This is a genomic window from Alloscardovia venturai (assembly GCF_042676605.1).
Lineage (GTDB): Bacteria > Actinomycetota > Actinomycetes > Actinomycetales > Bifidobacteriaceae > Alloscardovia > Alloscardovia venturai.
The window spans coordinates 21887-38338 of the sequence record NZ_JBHTHQ010000021.1 but is presented as its reverse complement, the minus strand read 5'-3'; the positions used below and the strand labels follow the sequence as shown (position 1 = coordinate 38338).

Genomic DNA, 16452 nt, shown 5'->3' with positions numbered 1-16452 from the left:
TCTCGTCTGTGAGGCGGATTCCTTCACGGCGCGCTCATTCGCAAGCTCTTGGCGCATTCGGCGAAGATTATGCATGTGAGTATCTGACTAAACAAGGCTGGACTATTATAGAGCGCAATTGGCACTGTCGTTATGGTGAGATTGATATCATAGCGAGATGTCCTGAGCCTTCTGGAACTACAGACTCTCTCCTCGTTTTCGTAGAAGTGAAAACCCGTACATCACAAGCCTATGGGACGGGATTAGAGTCGATAGATGCTTCTAAGCAGCAACACCTGAGAAAAGCTGCCATTCTCTGGCTTTCATCACAAAAGATGGAAGCAGATTCCTCTCCGACGCTTGTTCGCTTCGATGCTATAGAACTAGCAGTACGAGGCTTGCACGTTACTCAACTTACTCATGTCAGGAGGATATTGTAATGAATATCGGTACTTGTTCAACCATTGCCTTATCTGGCTTAAAGGCGCATCTCGTCACCGTCCAAGCTTTCGTTTCACAGGGACTTCCCTACTTTACGATGGTCGGACTTCCAGATTCAACGGTTTCTCAAGCTCGCGAGCGCGTACGCTCCGCCTGTAAATCAACCTATTTTCACTGGCCACAAACTCGCGTGACTGTCAATCTTACTCCAGCATCTTTGCCCAAACACGGTTCAAGCTTTGACGTGAGTATAGCAGTGAGTATTTTTGCCGCCACTCACAGCATCAATCCAAACCTACTGAACGATGCAGTCTTCCTCGGTGAACTATCACTCGACGGCTCAATTCTCCCTGTAGTAGGAATGTTACCGCTTATGCAGTTTGCTACACAATGCCAGATAAGTCGAGCATATGTTCCTGCAAGTCAACTAGCTGAGGCTCAGCTAGTTCCTGGGATTAAGGTCATTCCGGTATCTCACATCAATGAGCTTCTTCGAGTGCTCAACGCACCGCCAAGTCTCATTAATGAGCATTTTTCAGTTCACTATCCAGCTTCATCGACAACTCCCATTGAGCAGTTTGCTGCTCCTATGCAAGAACCATCTTCTTCGAATGCTGATTTCAATGACGTCATCGGGCAAACTGATGCGAAATGGCAGCTCGAAATTGCCGCCGCCGGCGGGCATCACGTTATGCTTGTAGGCCCACCAGGAGTGGGAAAATCTATGCTTGCTCAACGGGTACCATCAATTCTTCCCCCTCTCAACGATACGCAAGCCACAGAAGTGGCATGTATTCGTTCTGCGCAAGGTCTACCGATTGCTATCCCCCTCAGCCACACGCCACCTTTTGCATCAGTGCAACATAATGCCACGCTCAGCGCTCTTGCAGGAGGAGCAAATGGAAATCGTATTGTAGCCGGAGCGATGACTCTTGCGCACCGTGGCGTACTCTTCCTTGATGAAGCGCCTGAGTTTAAGCATACTGTACTTCAGAGCCTAAGAATCCCACTTGAAACCGGTAGCATTACTCTTTCTCGAATGAAAGCAAACGTAGTTCTTCCTGCACAGTTCATGCTCATACTTGCACAGAATCCCTGCCCATGCGGGAATTTATGGAATAGTACTAAGATATGCGAATGCCAACCAATAGAGCTTCGCCGGTACAACAACCGCATTAGCCAGCCGATTAAAGATCGTATCGATATTAAAATCAATGTACCTTCTCTAAAAACTCTCGATAAGCCTCACTGTCACAATGACTCGTATAGTCCATTTCTTGGAGACCATATGACCTTTGACAGCAAGCATATGAGAGATACTGTACTGCAAGCTCGCAAGCAGGCATGTCGCCGTTTTCAGTCATGCCCGTGGTCCACCAATGCTCAGGCACCTGGGACATGGCTTATGGAGAATACTCCCGAGCGACTTATTTCTCACACCAACCATCTGCTTGAATCAGAAGAAATCAGTATCCGTGGAGCTCACAAAATCTTACGAATTTCTTGGACTATAGCAGACATCTTCGGACGCACCCAGCCTACGGATGACGATTTAGAATGCGCGACACGCTTATACCTTCCCGATATTTAGTACCGCTTTTATCTTTACAGCACATTCCCCTTTGAGGAGTTCTCATGTCATTTATCCCCAAACCATCATTGCAAGCTACAAGTCGCGGACTTCTCACTTTGATAGCAAACGGAAGTGACCCCGTGATGAGCCATCTCATCCACACATTTGAGAATGGCGACGTGGTCAAACTTGTTCATAGGCTGCAAGAATTAGCTATCCTTTATGAGCGTAGTTTTATGGTTCCTGACTACAACGATCTATCATGTCTACTGCGTAAGCAAGATGAACATGGCTCACTTATGAGAGCACTCGATAAGTGCATAGTACCATGGCTGATAGCATTGAGACCGTATGCTCACATGAGCTTTTCCGCTTTATCGTGTACACTCACACAAAATTATAATTATTGGCTTATCTGTCCTCATGAATCATGCTGGCCAGAACAATTTTCAGACCTGCCGCTACATACTGACGAGGACGTTCCCCTTTGCCTATGGGGTCTAGGAGACATGCATGCACTTGTTTCATGCCCGGAACCGATAAGTATTGTAGGATCGCGAAACGTTGACGCATACGGCAGAACGACTGCTTTCAACGCTGCTAAAAGTGCGGCAAATCATGGGCATCTCGTCATCTCAGGTGGTGCAATGGGAACCGATGCAGCAGCACACTGGGGAGCAATTAGTGCAGATGAAAATTCGCACTGCGCTGGAAGAACTATCGCTATCATGGCCGGAGGTCTCAACCATATCGGACCTGCACGCAACGCCACGCTCTTTCAACGAATACAAGAGTATGACGGAGCCATCATCAGTGAGCTTCCACCAAACGTCATTCCCGAGCCGTACCGTTTCCTTAAACGTAATCGTCTCATAGCCGCGATGAGTTCTGTCACGCTTATAGCCCAAGCGCAGCATCGTTCTGGTGCACTTAACACCGCCACGTGGGCAGCAGATCTTAATCGAACAGTCGTGGCAGCACCAGGAAATATTAACACCCCATATAACACCGGGTGCAATCGTCTTATCTACGATGGGAAAGCCAGTATCCTCGTGTCAGCTCACTCGCTAGAGGACTTCTGCCATAGTCCACATGAACGCCTTATGCCTTCCACCGACATTGAGATAAATCCACCACAACCTGCTCTCCTGAATCAATAAATCTTACTCCCTCATCTTCGAGTAACTTTCGCTGCCGATCCGGACCGCCGAAAGCAAATCCGGGAGCTAATGCGCCTGACTTAAAAACTACTCTATGACAGGGAATCACACCTTGCTCAGGATTCGCATGTAAAGCAAATCCGACGAAACGAGACGCGCGAGGGGATCCTATCAACGCCGCTATCTGTCCATATGTAGCAACCTTCCCTCGGGGAATGCGCTTGACAATGTCATAGACACGTTCATTGAAAGGCTTAAGAAAGAAACTTTCATCTGTATCTCTAGCATCGGTATGAATTGAACTCATGCCTTAAAGATACAATGAGCGTATGAATAGCACAATGTATTCTCAAATCTCTTCAGCATGGAAATTCATTGAAGAAACCAGCTACGATTTTGACGATGCTCTCAGTACAAAAATTCGCCAAACCGCTGAGCATGATGCACATGAAAGCGGCATAATTTCTAGTTCTCAAGCTCACTTTATAAGGCTCCAGGCGCGTCTCATGCACGCCCGTACAACTCTCATCATCGGGGTTGGCAGCGGTATGGAAATTCCAGCTCTCGCAGACGGGATGAATCATGAAGGCCAAATTACGGTGGTCACCTCGTCGGCACAAGTTTCTCAGCGTACTCGTGACATATTTGATGCTATTGATGAGACATCATCGACGAAACTTCGTTGCGTGAATGCTGACGCGCAGGTTTTTCTTCCGCGTCTTAATGCTCATGACTACGATATGATCCTCGTCTCATCACTACCACACAATTATGAGGCAGCCGTATCTGATGCGCAGCGGCTTCTGCGTTCTGGAGGCATACTTATCCTCACTGACGTTATGGCGCTGATGTCACCCGACTGCAAGGGTGGGGTCCCTAATGCCGCAGATAGAAGTGAAAAAGCTGTGACTATGCGCACAATTATTAAGGAACTTATGGAAAGCAACGCTTATGACACTTCATTAATCAGTGTGGGAACAGGTTTGTTACTCGCTGTTACACACTAAAAACTAGTATAGAAATTTCTGTACTAGTTTTGATGCTAGCGGTGCTAGCTATGAAGGGGTTCTAAATTTTGTGTAGCAAGACGGACCGCTTCATGCACGTCGTCTGTCACAATTAAGCGATTTACATCTTCTCGTGATATTTTCCCTGAAGGACACACTGTATCACGAATCCACTTAATTAACCCGCTCCAATACTTCGTACCAATTAGCACAATAGGGCGTGTGTGTGTTTTATGAGTCTGGACTAAAGTCTCTGCTTCAAAGAGCTCATCAAATGTGCCGAAACCGCCAGGTAGAACAATCAGGCCATCACAGTAGCGCATAAACATAGTTTTGCGTGTAAAAAAATAATGACAGTTCATCTTAAGAGTGACGTACTCATTAATTCCCTGCTCGTGTGGTAACTCGATTCCGATGCCGACAGACATTCCTCCATGCTCATAAGCACCACGATTTGCCGCTTCCATTGCTCCAGGACCACCACCCGTAATGACAGCATAGCCTTTCTGCGCAAGGAGAGAACCAATCATACGACCTTGCTCATACTCTACCGAATCCGGTTTGATACGCGCTGACCCAAAAACACAAATCGCTGGACCGAGATGACCAAGCAATGAAAAGCCATCCCTAAACTCGTTATGAATACGCTCAAGCCTCTTGATATCTTCGACTTCATACAACTCATCTTGAGTAAAAGACTCAACATCAGTATCAAATTCACGTGTAAATGCCATGGTCTACCACCTCTTCTACATAATCTTACGACTGTGCTGTGTCATGAATGGTTGCCTTGAGCTTGAGCGCACTATACTTATTTGACTGTCGACTCAGCAAGACAGAACCAATAATCGCAGATATCAGCGATCCGACAAGCACACCAAAGCGCGCTTCATTACTGAGCTCAGGCTGCTCGAACGCGAGAGAAGCCATCAAGAAGGCAACTGTGAATCCAATACCACACGCTGTGGCAATAGGAACTAGGTCGCGTACCTTAAGCCCCGCCGCTAATCTTAATTTGAATACATGTGTAGAAATCCATGATGCCGTAATGATGCCAAGAGGTTTACCCACGACAAGCGCAATGACAATACCTAGCACAACAGGAGATACGAAAAGGTTAAAACTTAGAGTTTCAAAATGTATACCCGTAGCGAAAAATGCAAAAATTGGAAGGGCTACAAGCGCAGAGAAAGGCTGTAATTTCTCCAAATAACGCTCAGCACGTGCATCATGATCACCGTGTATAGGACGAGACGGCGTCAAAAGCCCGGCAAGCACACCAGCAAGCGTAGGATGCACACCAAGCTCATGCATGCTATACCACATCAGTAGTCCCGATAGAATTACTAGTACCCACGGGACATTTTTGCGACGGATAGCCCACGCCCAGATAAAAGCTCCAGCAATAATCCCCAAAGTCCACCATCCACTTCGCAGGTCAGAGAAAAGCACAGCGATGAGGATGATACCAAGCAAATCATCTACGGTAGCAAGTGTCATAAGAAATGCGCGCAATGCTCCTGGCAGAGCCTGAGCAAATAACGCAAGTACTGCAAGAGAGAATGCAATGTCTGTCGCCGTTGGCACCGCCCATCCTTGTGAAACTATGTTCCACGGAAAAATCTGTCCGTTAGCCACTGTCTCTACACCATTTTTCCCTAACGACCCTATCCACGTCGTTGCAAGGAAAAATACCGGCGGGACAAGCATGCCACCGACAGCCGCAATCATGGGCACGGCTGCAGCGCGTATATTCGATAAAGATCCGGTAGTGAGCTCCTGCTTAAGGTCCAGTCCGACAACGAGGAAGAAAATAGTAAGAATCGCATCTTGAACCCAACCATCTACGCTCAGATGCAAATCCGTAAGAGGGATAGAAATAACAAAAGAACGAAGGCTTTCAAAACTTCTAGAGACACCTGGAATATTTGCAATGATAAAACCAGCAAGTGCAAAACTAAGCATAATCAAGCCAGAGACGCGATCTGACGCAGCAATGCGTTTAAGGTGTGCTGCCAACCGAGAAATCTTATGACGACGAGAGGCGCTACTCGGCTTATTATGCTGTATGGCCATAGCACTCCATTCTAGTTAAATTCCAACGATTTCGTCCTTCTATCATACAGTATTGCTTCACATTACGCCTGAGCTTACATTTGGTTTTACACCCACATCGCAGTAGGAATCAAGCAAGACAGATGAAATAGTGAATTTATTTTTATGCTACATCTCTATGCAACACGCCGATTTGCACATATCCTAAAGCAGTGGTTATTATATACGAGTTGCTTGAAGTTAAGACTTCAAGCACTGCGCCGATAGCCCAACGGATTAGAGCATCTGACTACGGATCAGAAGGTTGCAGGTTCGAATCCTGTTCGGCGCACAGACTAAAAGCCTCGGTTTCGTCCGAGGCTTTTGTGTATATCGACTCCCCCCATTATAGGGAATTCAATGCCTCGACATTGGACTTACGGCTTTAGACGCTATATAACCTATATATAAAGTGTGCTGTTATACACATACCAGAATGCGTATAACAGCACACAATTAGACTCATAAACTTTTAATCCATGCAAATCCTGCCCAGGCTCATCGACGAATCAATCGAGAAATCAGGGCGAGATGGCTTCACTCCTGCTTCAACGAGATTAGAACCAAGCATAGCAACCATCGCTCCATTGTCTGTGCATAATCTCAGCTCCGGCACTCGTACCTCTACACCATGCTCTTGTCCCGCTTTTATAAGCGCTGTACGTAACTGTGAATTTGCGGAAAAACCACCACCGACAATGACTGTTTGAGAATCTAGATGTGCAGCTGCAGCCATTGTTTTCTTTGAAAGTACAGTTGCGACCGAATCTGCCAACGCCGCACATACATCGTCAACATTTATAGCATGACCTTGAGCAGTTTCAGACTCAATCCACCGCGCTACAGCAGTCTTCACACCGGAAAAACTAAAATCATAAGGATGCTCAGCAGCTGCTTTGCCCTGAGTTAGCCCCTGTGGCACCCGCAATGCATGAGGATTGCCTTGACGCGCATGACGATCGATATGAGGCCCGCCTGGATACGGAAAACCGAGCAGACGAGCTACTTTATCGAAACACTCCCCTGCAGCATCATCAAGCGTAGTACCTACCACAGAAACATCTGTCGCAATATTATTCACGCGAAGTACAGAAGTATGTCCGCCTGATACTATCAACGCAAGTGTGTTAGCAGGTACCTGACCAAATTGTAATTGTGTGACAGCGACATGCCCAATCACGTGGTTAATGCCGTAAATTGGCTTATTTGCAGCATACGCAAGCGACTTCGCCCCAGAAACTCCCACAGCTAGACATCCAGCCAAGCCAGGTCCTGCTGACACTGCAATAGCATCAACATCACTTAACTCCATATGGGCATCAGCAAGCGCTTGTGAAACCACAGGCACGAATGACTCAGCATGTGCTCGTGAGGCGATTTCAGGTATGACACCACCATAGCGCGCGTGCTCATCCATAGATGAAGCAACGACGTTAGATAGCAAAGTTTTTCCACGCACAACTGCTGCGGCTGTCTCATCGCACGTTGATTCGATGCCTAAAATTACTGGTTCACTCATCATGCCTACTTTATACTAAACCCTACAGGATTCCTGAGTAGCCTGCTATTTTCTTTATCGATAGTGCAAGCCATAGTGTATGCGTCAACGTTCTCAGGCTGATAGTAATGCTTTCGCACGCCGATAGTAGTAAAACCATATTTTTCATATAGCGCCAACGCCGGAGCATTATTTACAGCAACCTCAAGAAGCATTCTTTGCGCGCCGCATGTGCGTGCTTCCTCTTTCATTGCTTTCATAAGGCGCACTGCAATATGTCTGCCTTGGTAGGATTCCTCTACGCCAATCGTCATAATTTCTGCATCATCACCGTCAAACCAAAATCCAGCATACGCAATAATACGCCGCTCATCATTACGCACGACAAAATACGTTCTGTCTGGTGCTAAAAATTCCTGCTCCACTGCTGCCCTACTCCATGCACCTTGCCCAAATAATTCTTGTTCAAGCTCAGCAATCGCATCGATATCGGTATCATCAACAGCAGGTAAATCGAGTCTCTCAGGAAAATACTCGGAATATGAAGATTGCATATCTTGCATCATCGTTACTATCGACGTCCGCCTACGGGCATTGAAATTGCTGTCTGTCCGAGAATGTGTTTCTGTGGCGCTGGAATCGTAACGTCGGGGCGACGCAAATATAGTGGCTCATCTGATATGCTCTTACCCTCATGCTGAGCACGTACTGCGCAAGCTGCCGTGATAGCGAGTCCAGCAGCTTTTGCATCGTGAAGCACCGATTCCTCCCTAATCTCACCAGTTGGAAGTTCGGTCCATGCATCCTTATATTTCGTTGCACCATGACCGATAATGTCTATGAGCACATCGCTACTCATACAAGTATGATCCAGTATCGCCACCACACGTTCAGCAATATGCTCTGCGAAATCTATATCTTTTGCAAGAAGCTCATTGCCCATGTCATCGTACAATGCGAAGTACAACTGTTTACGGCGGGCATCGTTGACAGCTAATGTATAGTGTATTTTTTGCTTTGCATGTGAAGAAGATTCGAATTGTGCCATATTCGCCTGCTCAAGTCTATTCCACGCATTCTGAATGCTCAGCACATCCATTCCGAGTATCTGAGCATGAGTAGCAAACGCCATAGCACGAGCCGCGACAATTCCCGCGCGAAGTCCTGTAAATGGAGCTGGACCTGTGCCGACGATGATACGTTGCACCTCATGCGGAGTCAGATTTGCCTGTTCCATTACCCGCGCAATGTGCGGTTCTAGTAATTCTACATGCGATCGCGAATCAGCCTCATATAGCGGTTCATACCCCACAATTCCTACCGTCGAGCCGTACGAGGTGTCAATGACGAGAGTCGGTTCGCTATACAAGGAAGTTATCATGTCGGCGTCAAACAGAGCGTGGAGCGCAGTTACCATATGCGACGCAGGTATAAATGTCATAATTCACTTCTCCAAAGTATTCAAACGTTCAATCCACGAGTCGCTATGCGCTGTCAAGATTACAGTACGCGCACCGTCACTCGTAAGTTCATCGGCATTCATTGTTGTATCTGATTCGATACTGCGGTCGATAGATATATCAAGTCTGTCTGGCGAAAGAACAGATGCCATCATTGCACCCCACTCAATGAGAATCACCGTTGAGTCGTCGGGGTCTTCAAGAATTTCATCAAGTCCCAAAGACTCAAGCTCATCCAAGAGACGATTGATGGCGCGCCGTGTTTTCTGTTCATCAGTGAGCCCTGCCATAGCGTCATCATTGTCTGAACCAGGTACTCGATAGGCGTCAACGTGAACCATATGAGCATGCTGACCGTCAGCAAATAATCCGTCAAGTTCACGTGCGATGGTGAAAGTTGGTGATACTATCGGCTCTCCGATTTTTAGTCCTTCGCCTACTCCCTGCGCAAATGTTGTCTTTCCTGCGCCTAATGGCCCCGAAAGCGTAACTACATCTCCACCTTGCAAAAGCTGTGCTACACGCCTTCCCAGCTCATGCATCTGTTGTGCAGTAGGTACATTAATACTCACACAAAAATTCATGAATTCATCTCCGATACCGTAACGCGACCATGCGAAGCGATAGCCTCTAGTACCTTCTCAAGTGCATACAACGGGTCAGCACCTGACGTCTTACACTGTTCGTCCGCCCATGCAAGCATCTGAATGCATGCAGCAAGACCTTGCGACGTCCAACCGCGTAAATTTCCGCGTGCTCTACTGTACAGCCACGAATTCGTCATTTTGACTTCTTCTCGGCTCACTTGACCGCTTTCTACAGCTGCTACTTTTGCAATATTACGTATATTCGCTGCTAATGCTCCGATGATAGCAATGGGCTGCGTACCTTGAAGCACAGCGTTGCGCATGTCAATGATGGCTCCCGCCACATTACCAGCCATAGCTTTATCTGCTACATTAAAGCCCGTTACCTGAGGATTTGCGATAAGGTACTGCGAGACAATATCTACTGTCAATGGGTTCTCATCGAAGTCGTTGCATAGCTGCTCACATAAGGATGCAATCTCACCTGTGCGCCCCGTGAGCACTCCTGCAATGAGTTCCATAGCATCTGATCTCATAAAACGTCCGCGCTTTTCGAGTTCACCCGTGATAAACGACTTATAATCACGACTATTTTTGAGCTGAGGAACGTCGATAATCTGTGCTTTTGCCTTCTTGAGACGATTAACAATGCCGGAACCTTTCTGCCCCGGATTCTTGCGACAAATAACTACAGAATCGCCCACTGCATAAACACGATGTTTCTGAGCAAATTTTTCAATCTCAGCAGTAAGCTTTTCAGAAGCATTCTCAAGGTTATCTATACACAGTAACGCTCCGTCGGAGAGTAGTGATGGGCTGATAGCTTCCACAAAAGCATATTCATCCATCATCGCCGCATCTGCATCAATACGTTCCATATGAGGAATCTGGATACTCACATCATGTATAAGTGCGTGTAGTCTTTGGGAATTAAGGTACTCATCCCCCCCATTTACTACATAAACTGCGCTCAACGTCATGTCTCTAATTTCCTTGTCAGCGTGGACAATCTCCACGTAGTCACTTGCCTTTCCCGTAACTTTTACGCATCTGTATGCTAACTTCCTCTATACCTGCAACTCCTAACTTATCTGTGTGAATCACTTGTCAAGTAAGCAATGATGTCTTTACGCCATATACGCATCTGCTCCTTTATCGTTCTGTGATACATACTTTCAAAGAGGATGTGTCTTTTTATACCTCTTATAAGCATTGCCAAAAGACCTCCTAAAATTATGCCCAGGCCGTAAAATGCACACATTTGAATCGGCGTGCAATGAACCACAGCGCATGGCAAGGTTGCAACCCATTCGCAGATGCGCGCCATGATGGTCGTCGCCACACCAGCGCACCACGCACAGCCAAACCCTATGTGTGGACTTATCCAGCTTGTCACAAGGCTCATAATGCCGCATAGAGTTGCTATATCCATAGGAATGCTTATGAGCATATTGGCAAGTACAGCATATACAGGGACATCAGGCGCGAGCACTACGGTAATAGGAAGGGTGCATATCTGTGCACAAAGCGTAACGCTGATTGCATTACTCCACGATTTTGTAAACCAATGGTCAAGTATTGCTTTACATCGCTCTGAGAGGGCTACTATTCCTAGAACTGCTGCACACGACAGCATAAAACCTATGCTCATAGACACAGTCGGATCCATAATAAGTGTCATTATGGCTGTCCAGCACAAAGCACTCTGCGAATGAGCTCTCCGTCCAAGCAGAGTGAAGCCTGCCATAAGCGTCCCCATAACTTGTGCACGAAGTAGTGACTCCGACGGATACATGAGAACACTCACGCATACGATGCTTACAATGATTGTAAGAGCACGAACTCTGCGTTTCCACAGAAACCTTCTGCTTAGCCACGTTACAAATCCTGAAGCAAGAGCGAAATGACCTCCTGATACAGCGAGAACATGCATGATTCCAGCGGTTTTAAAATTTGCTTTTATCCTTCGCGCGACGTGTTGAGCATCACTTGCCGCTTCATCATTAGGGGTAAGAGAGGTAGCATCGATTACAGCATCATTACCCATAACGCCCATAGTTACCCCAGGTACAAGAATTTGCGCGCTTGTATCTAGTTTATGAGTTTGACGCAAAAATGCTTGATGAATGTATGACACTCCTCTCTTCCATAACGGCGGCGACCTTGTCTTTGTCACGCATTGTACACATTTATTGTCTACTTCTATCCATAAATTTTCTCGTCCCCAGCGGGGCTGCTGTGCTTTTCCGCTTATAACATAGCGCGCTCCATCCTCCACTGTGCACATATTGCTATCGGAAATAAAAAGTAGAGCTGATGCAGAAGAGACTTGGGAAATTCCTTTTATCTGAGCCACATCTATTCGAAGATGCACACTACATGTAAAACCTCGCCGACTACTCGACGTCATAGGACTTACTGCATAAGCAGATACTGTAATTTTCTCACTATATGCTGGTTTTAATGCTTCGTGTGAGATATCCGATAGCATCACACGCGCATGAAGGAAGGAGCTCAGAACGATAATTACTCCTACAAAGGCACATAAGAACGCGTTACACAGTATTCGCTTTAAGCGCGTTAAGCATGAATACTGCATGTATGTACATACTGCGCTGCCGGCTGCACTCACGAACATAATTACCCCACATATCGCAGAAATCCCTAGATATGCAGCCAGACTTGTTCCGCTGGACTGTGAAGCAGTCAACGTTCCTGCAACAATCCAGCATGCCGAAGCCACCGTGACAAGTCGGAAATCTTTATCACTGAACGCTGACATATGAACGCAGCTTCTCTAAAGTTTTCGTACCAATGCCCGATACATTCATCAGCTGATCGACTGTAGTAAATCTACCGTGTGATGCACGGTAATCAATAATTCTTCCTGCAATGGACGGGCCTACTCCCGGAATTTCTTGGAGCTGCTGCGACGATGCTGTATTAATATTTATGAGCTGATTTCCCTGACTTTGTGATTGTAGCTGTGGCTCCTCCTGAGCTTGAGTTTGAGTCTGGTCTTGCTGCTGCGCTTGGCGCTGCGCATCTTCTTGGATCTGTTGCTGCTCTTTAAGTCCTGACGAGCGTGCTTGCTGATGGCTATCTGCAGATCTCGTTGAGGAAGGCTCTTCTTGAGAAGATGCTGAAATGGTAAGTTGCGTGGAAGCAAAGTTATGACCTTGAATCATTAAAAGTGTCAAGCTCACACTCAGTGCACATACTAAGATAAGAATGACTATTGCACTGTATTTCACCGTAGACAGAGAGCTCTTTACCGCACCCGTAATCGTATGATTCTGCTGTGCGGAAGCATGTCTTGCTGAAGGATATGCTTTTTGACTGCGCTCACTATCCTCGAAACAATCACCACTGTCTAAGAGTTGTGGAAGACTCCACTGTCTATCTGAGTGGCGAAGCCCGCGCAACTGCGAGACCTTCGCAAGCGGTCTATGAGTCTGAATACTTTTCATACTCATAGATTGTCAGTTCAGAACGTTCGAAGTGACATACGATATGCATATGTGCACCGATGTGGATAACCGTGTCGTAACACAAAGAGTATAAAACCTAAAAGCGCCTACGGTATCCTGCATGGGGACCCGCAAGCGCTTTTATCTTCTAGTAGTAGCCGTTTCGAGTGTTCTACTCTCCCGGAACAATAGATACAATCTTTGGCGCTTTGACGATAACCTTACGCGGCTCTACCCCGCCGAGGCGTTCGATGATAGCAGGGAGTGCTAACGCGCGAGATTGTAGCTCTTCGGCAGAAATATCTGGGCTTACCTCAAGTTTTCCGCGAACTTTACCCTTAATCTGGACAACAGCCGTAACCGTATCCTGTCCAACGAAACGTTCGTCAGCTACTGGCCACGGTTCACGAGCGAGCGACTTCTCATGTCCCAACTTATTCCACAACTCTTCAGTAATGTGAGGAGCAATCGGAGAAAGCATCAAAATGAGTGGTTCCACGGCTGCACGTGGCACTGACTTGAGAGAAGTTAAATGATTGTTGAGCACGATAAGTTTGGATACAGTCGTGTTAGGACGCATATTTTCCATCTCAACAGTTACATCAGCAATAGTATTGTTCAGAAGCTTCGCGGTCTTCTCATCCAACTCATCATCAGTAACAACGACATTACCAGTGTTTTCATCGATAACGTTGCGCCATAAGCGCTGTAAGAAACGCTGAGATCCTACGACGTTCTTCGTATTCCATGGACGTGACTCATCAAGAGGTCCCATGCTCATTTCGTAGAGACGGAATGTATCGGCGCCATACGTATCGTACATGTCATCAGGAGTAATGATGTTTTTGAGCGACTTACCCATCTTGCCGAACTCCTGGAAGACTTCCTGCCCATTCCACATAAACTTTGGAGTACCGTTCTCGCTAGGAACTTCCTCTACCTCAGCAGCTGGAACGTACTGACCCCGTTCATCGGTATATGCATACGCTTGAATATACCCCTGGTTAAAGAGCTTATGGAACGGCTCTGGCGAAGATACATAGCCAAGATCGAAGAGAACCTTGTGCCAAAAACGCGCATAAAGTAAATGCAACACAGCGTGCTCTACACCACCGACATAGAGGTCAACTCCACCGGAGGCACCAGCTGTGTCATTGTGATTTGGGCCAAGCCAGTAGTCGAACTCATTGTCCTCGACCATGTGCTCAGTGTCGTTAGGATTGATGTACCGCATATAATACCAGCATGATCCTGCCCAGTTTGGCATGGTATTCGTCTCACGCCTATAAGCTCGAGGACCATCACCAAGGTCAAGGGTCACATTCACCCAGTCTTCATTACGAGACAGTGGTGTCTCAGGCATAGACTCGTTGTCGTCAGGATCAAAAGTGCGTGGTTTATAGTCAGGCACCTCTGGAAGGGCTATAGGGAGCTGATCATCTGGCACGAGATGCGCGACTCCATCCTCGTCGTATACGATAGGGAACGGTTCTCCCCAGTACCGCTGACGGCTAAAGAGCCAGTCGCGCAAACGATAGGAAACAGTTCCTTTACCAACGCCTCGCTCTTCTATCCACGCAATTGCTTTAGCAAGTGCCTCATCTACGGTTAGGCCATTGAGATTCAAGTCATCTGAACCTATGTGGGTAGATGTCACATGAGAGTTGATGACTACACCATCATGAGAGGTGTATGCCTGCTTACCTTCGTAGTCGTTTTCAATAGTCTCGCCTGACATAGCTGATGGAGCTACCGTATAGATAACCGGCAGACCAAAAGCCGTAGCAAAATCAAAATCACGAGAATCTCCACCAGGAACTGCCATAATCGCACCAGTGCCGTAGTCCATCAAAACATAGTCTGACACGAATATTGGGATTTGTGCACCAGTGATAGGGTTAATACCATATAATCCGGAGAAATAGCCAGTCTTCTCGCCATTATCGGCTACCTTATCCATAGCAGTCTTAGACTGTGACTGACGACGATAGTCTGTCACAGCTTCAGAAAGATTTGCATAGCCTCCACGCCAAGTTTGAGGCACATCAGCAGACCAGTTCGAAGGAACATGCTCAAGAATCGGATGCTCGACGGAGACGACCATAAAAGTAGTACCAAAGAGCGTATCTGGTCGAGTTGTATAAATCTCGAGATCTTCGAGACCATCGTCCGTTGGAACCTCAAAATGGACAGATGCTCCGTGTGACTCGCCGATCCAGTTGCGCTGCATGGACTTAACTTTATCCGTCCAATCAATCTCATCGAGATCTTCAATCAGCCGATGCCCATAAGCGGTAATACGCATAGACCACTGAGAAAGTTCACGCTGATATACAGGGAAATTGCCGCGCTCAGATCTGCCGTCTGCAGTGACCTCTTCATTAGCGAGTACGGTCCCCAGACCTGGGCACCAGTTCACAGGAGAGCGAGAAATATATGCTAAGCGAAACTCATTCAAGACATCCTCACGCTGCTTGGCACTCAAATCATCCCAAGCGACGTCTTTAAAATCAGGAATTTGCTTTTCGCCAGAACGGAACTTCTCCACGAGCTCAGCCACAGGACGAGCACTACCCTTCCCGCCATCTGGACGTACAAAATCTTCATCATAGTACGACTCATAAATACGGGAGAAGATCCATTGAGTCCATCGCACATAATTAGGGTCGATTGTCGCAAAAGAACGGCGATTATCCAAGCTCAAACCTAAACGATGGAGCTGTCGCTGCATGTTCGCGATATTTTCCTCAGTGGTTATGCGAGGATGCTGCCCTGTCTGGACTGCAAACTGCTCAGCTGGAAGACCAAATGCATCATATCCCAACGCATGCAGGACGTTTTCACCCTTCATGCGATGGTAGCGTGATACGACATCAGTCGCGACATAACCAAAAGGATGCCCCACATGAAGACCACGACCTGACGGGTACGGGAACATGTCCATCGCGAAATACGGTTTGCGGCCATCTGCGTGGTTACCGTCTCCATCAGTCAAATCACCGGATACATTAGCAGCCCAGAAAGTTCCTTCTTTATCCCACTTTTCCTGCCACTGTTTTTCAATCTTCTGAGCCAGTTGAGCGTTATAGCGCCATGCTGGATCCTGACCATTAAACTGTTCCATTTTTTCGCTTTCATGCATGGTTGAGACAAGATTAAACTAATTAGAAATTATCATGGCTT

General features: G+C 46.9%; 15 protein-coding genes and 1 tRNA gene. 5 read left to right on the top strand and 11 right to left on the bottom strand.

Annotation, left to right across the window (positions count from 1 at the left end; genetic code table 11):
- Window positions 1-8 precede the first annotated feature (8 nt).
- Genes ACFQY8_RS03565 through ACFQY8_RS03555 form a run of 3 tightly spaced genes read left to right on the top strand, consistent with a single transcriptional unit; the run spans window position 9 to window position 3153 of the window.
- The gene (locus ACFQY8_RS03565; RefSeq protein WP_377938535.1) at window positions 9-419 is read left to right on the top strand and encodes a YraN family protein; all 411 of its coding nucleotides are present in this window, start codon (window positions 9-11) and stop codon (window positions 417-419) included.
- Window positions 419-2011, top strand: a complete 1593-nt coding sequence (locus ACFQY8_RS03560) for a YifB family Mg chelatase-like AAA ATPase (RefSeq protein ID WP_377938534.1) — start codon at window positions 419-421, stop codon at window positions 2009-2011. Before ACFQY8_RS03565 ends, ACFQY8_RS03560 begins: the two co-directional genes overlap by 1 nt.
- Window positions 2012-2055: 44 nt before the next feature.
- Complete coding sequence (locus ACFQY8_RS03555; RefSeq protein ID WP_377938533.1) at window positions 2056-3153, top strand: DNA-processing protein DprA; 1098 nt, start codon at window positions 2056-2058, stop codon at window positions 3151-3153.
- Here the strand turns inward: ACFQY8_RS03555 and ACFQY8_RS03550 are convergent.
- Window positions 3095-3460, bottom strand: coding sequence for an MGMT family protein (locus ACFQY8_RS03550; RefSeq protein WP_377938532.1), 366 nt, complete (start codon window positions 3458-3460; stop codon window positions 3095-3097). The two genes, ACFQY8_RS03555 and ACFQY8_RS03550, sit on opposite strands and share 59 nt — an antisense overlap.
- 22 nt (window positions 3461-3482) lie before the next feature.
- On the opposite strand from ACFQY8_RS03550, the gene ACFQY8_RS03545 reads away from it, so the two are divergent.
- Window positions 3483-4160, top strand: coding sequence for an O-methyltransferase (locus ACFQY8_RS03545; RefSeq protein WP_377938531.1), 678 nt, complete (start codon window positions 3483-3485; stop codon window positions 4158-4160).
- Window positions 4161-4204: 44 nt separating this feature from the next.
- Here ACFQY8_RS03545 and ACFQY8_RS03540 read toward each other — a convergent pair whose 3' ends face one another.
- Together ACFQY8_RS03540 and ACFQY8_RS03535 are read right to left on the bottom strand one after the other, a co-directional pair.
- A complete protein-coding gene (locus ACFQY8_RS03540; protein WP_377938530.1) occupies window positions 4205-4894 on the bottom strand; it encodes an LOG family protein in 690 nt (229 codons plus the stop codon).
- A gap of 25 nt (window positions 4895-4919) precedes the next feature.
- Window positions 4920-6236: a Na+/H+ antiporter NhaA gene (locus ACFQY8_RS03535; RefSeq protein ID WP_377938529.1), complete on the bottom strand. Its 1317-nt coding sequence runs from the start codon at window positions 6234-6236 to the stop codon at window positions 4920-4922.
- Between the two features lie 236 nt (window positions 6237-6472).
- Between ACFQY8_RS03535 and ACFQY8_RS03530 the strand changes: the two genes are divergently transcribed.
- A tRNA-Arg gene (locus ACFQY8_RS03530) sits at window positions 6473-6546 on the top strand.
- A gap of 180 nt (window positions 6547-6726) precedes the next feature.
- On the opposite strand, the gene tsaD is transcribed toward ACFQY8_RS03530, so the two are convergent.
- From tsaD to leuS, 8 genes are all read right to left on the bottom strand, one after another.
- Window positions 6727-7773 carry a tRNA (adenosine(37)-N6)-threonylcarbamoyltransferase complex transferase subunit TsaD gene (gene tsaD / locus ACFQY8_RS03525; RefSeq protein WP_377938528.1) on the bottom strand — a complete coding sequence of 349 codons (1047 nt, stop codon included), beginning with the start codon at window positions 7771-7773 and terminating at the stop codon, window positions 6727-6729.
- A gap of 5 nt (window positions 7774-7778) precedes the next feature.
- The gene (gene rimI / locus ACFQY8_RS03520) at window positions 7779-8306 is read right to left on the bottom strand and encodes a ribosomal protein S18-alanine N-acetyltransferase (RefSeq protein ID WP_377938527.1); all 528 of its coding nucleotides are present in this window, start codon (window positions 8304-8306) and stop codon (window positions 7779-7781) included.
- A gap of 17 nt (window positions 8307-8323) precedes the next feature.
- Window positions 8324-9193, bottom strand: coding sequence for a tRNA (adenosine(37)-N6)-threonylcarbamoyltransferase complex dimerization subunit type 1 TsaB (gene tsaB / locus ACFQY8_RS03515; protein WP_377938526.1), 870 nt, complete (start codon window positions 9191-9193; stop codon window positions 8324-8326).
- A gap of 3 nt (window positions 9194-9196) precedes the next feature.
- A complete protein-coding gene (tsaE, locus tag ACFQY8_RS03510) occupies window positions 9197-9796 on the bottom strand; it encodes a tRNA (adenosine(37)-N6)-threonylcarbamoyltransferase complex ATPase subunit type 1 TsaE (protein WP_377938525.1) in 600 nt (199 codons plus the stop codon).
- A complete protein-coding gene (holA, locus tag ACFQY8_RS03505; RefSeq protein WP_377938524.1) occupies window positions 9793-10779 on the bottom strand; it encodes a DNA polymerase III subunit delta in 987 nt (328 codons plus the stop codon). The genes tsaE and holA overlap by 4 nt, the downstream gene beginning before the upstream one ends.
- A 107-nt stretch (window positions 10780-10886) precedes the next feature.
- Entirely contained in the window at window positions 10887-12581 is a 1695-nt protein-coding gene (locus tag ACFQY8_RS03500; RefSeq protein ID WP_377938523.1) for a ComEC/Rec2 family competence protein, read from the bottom strand.
- On the bottom strand, window positions 12565-13269 hold the full coding sequence (locus tag ACFQY8_RS03495; protein ID WP_377938522.1) for a ComEA family DNA-binding protein: 705 nt from the start codon (window positions 13267-13269) through the stop codon (window positions 12565-12567). The genes ACFQY8_RS03500 and ACFQY8_RS03495 overlap by 17 nt, the downstream gene beginning before the upstream one ends.
- A 172-nt stretch (window positions 13270-13441) precedes the next feature.
- Entirely contained in the window at window positions 13442-16411 is a 2970-nt protein-coding gene (gene leuS / locus ACFQY8_RS03490; protein WP_377938521.1) for a leucine--tRNA ligase, read from the bottom strand.
- Window positions 16412-16452 lie beyond the last annotated feature (41 nt).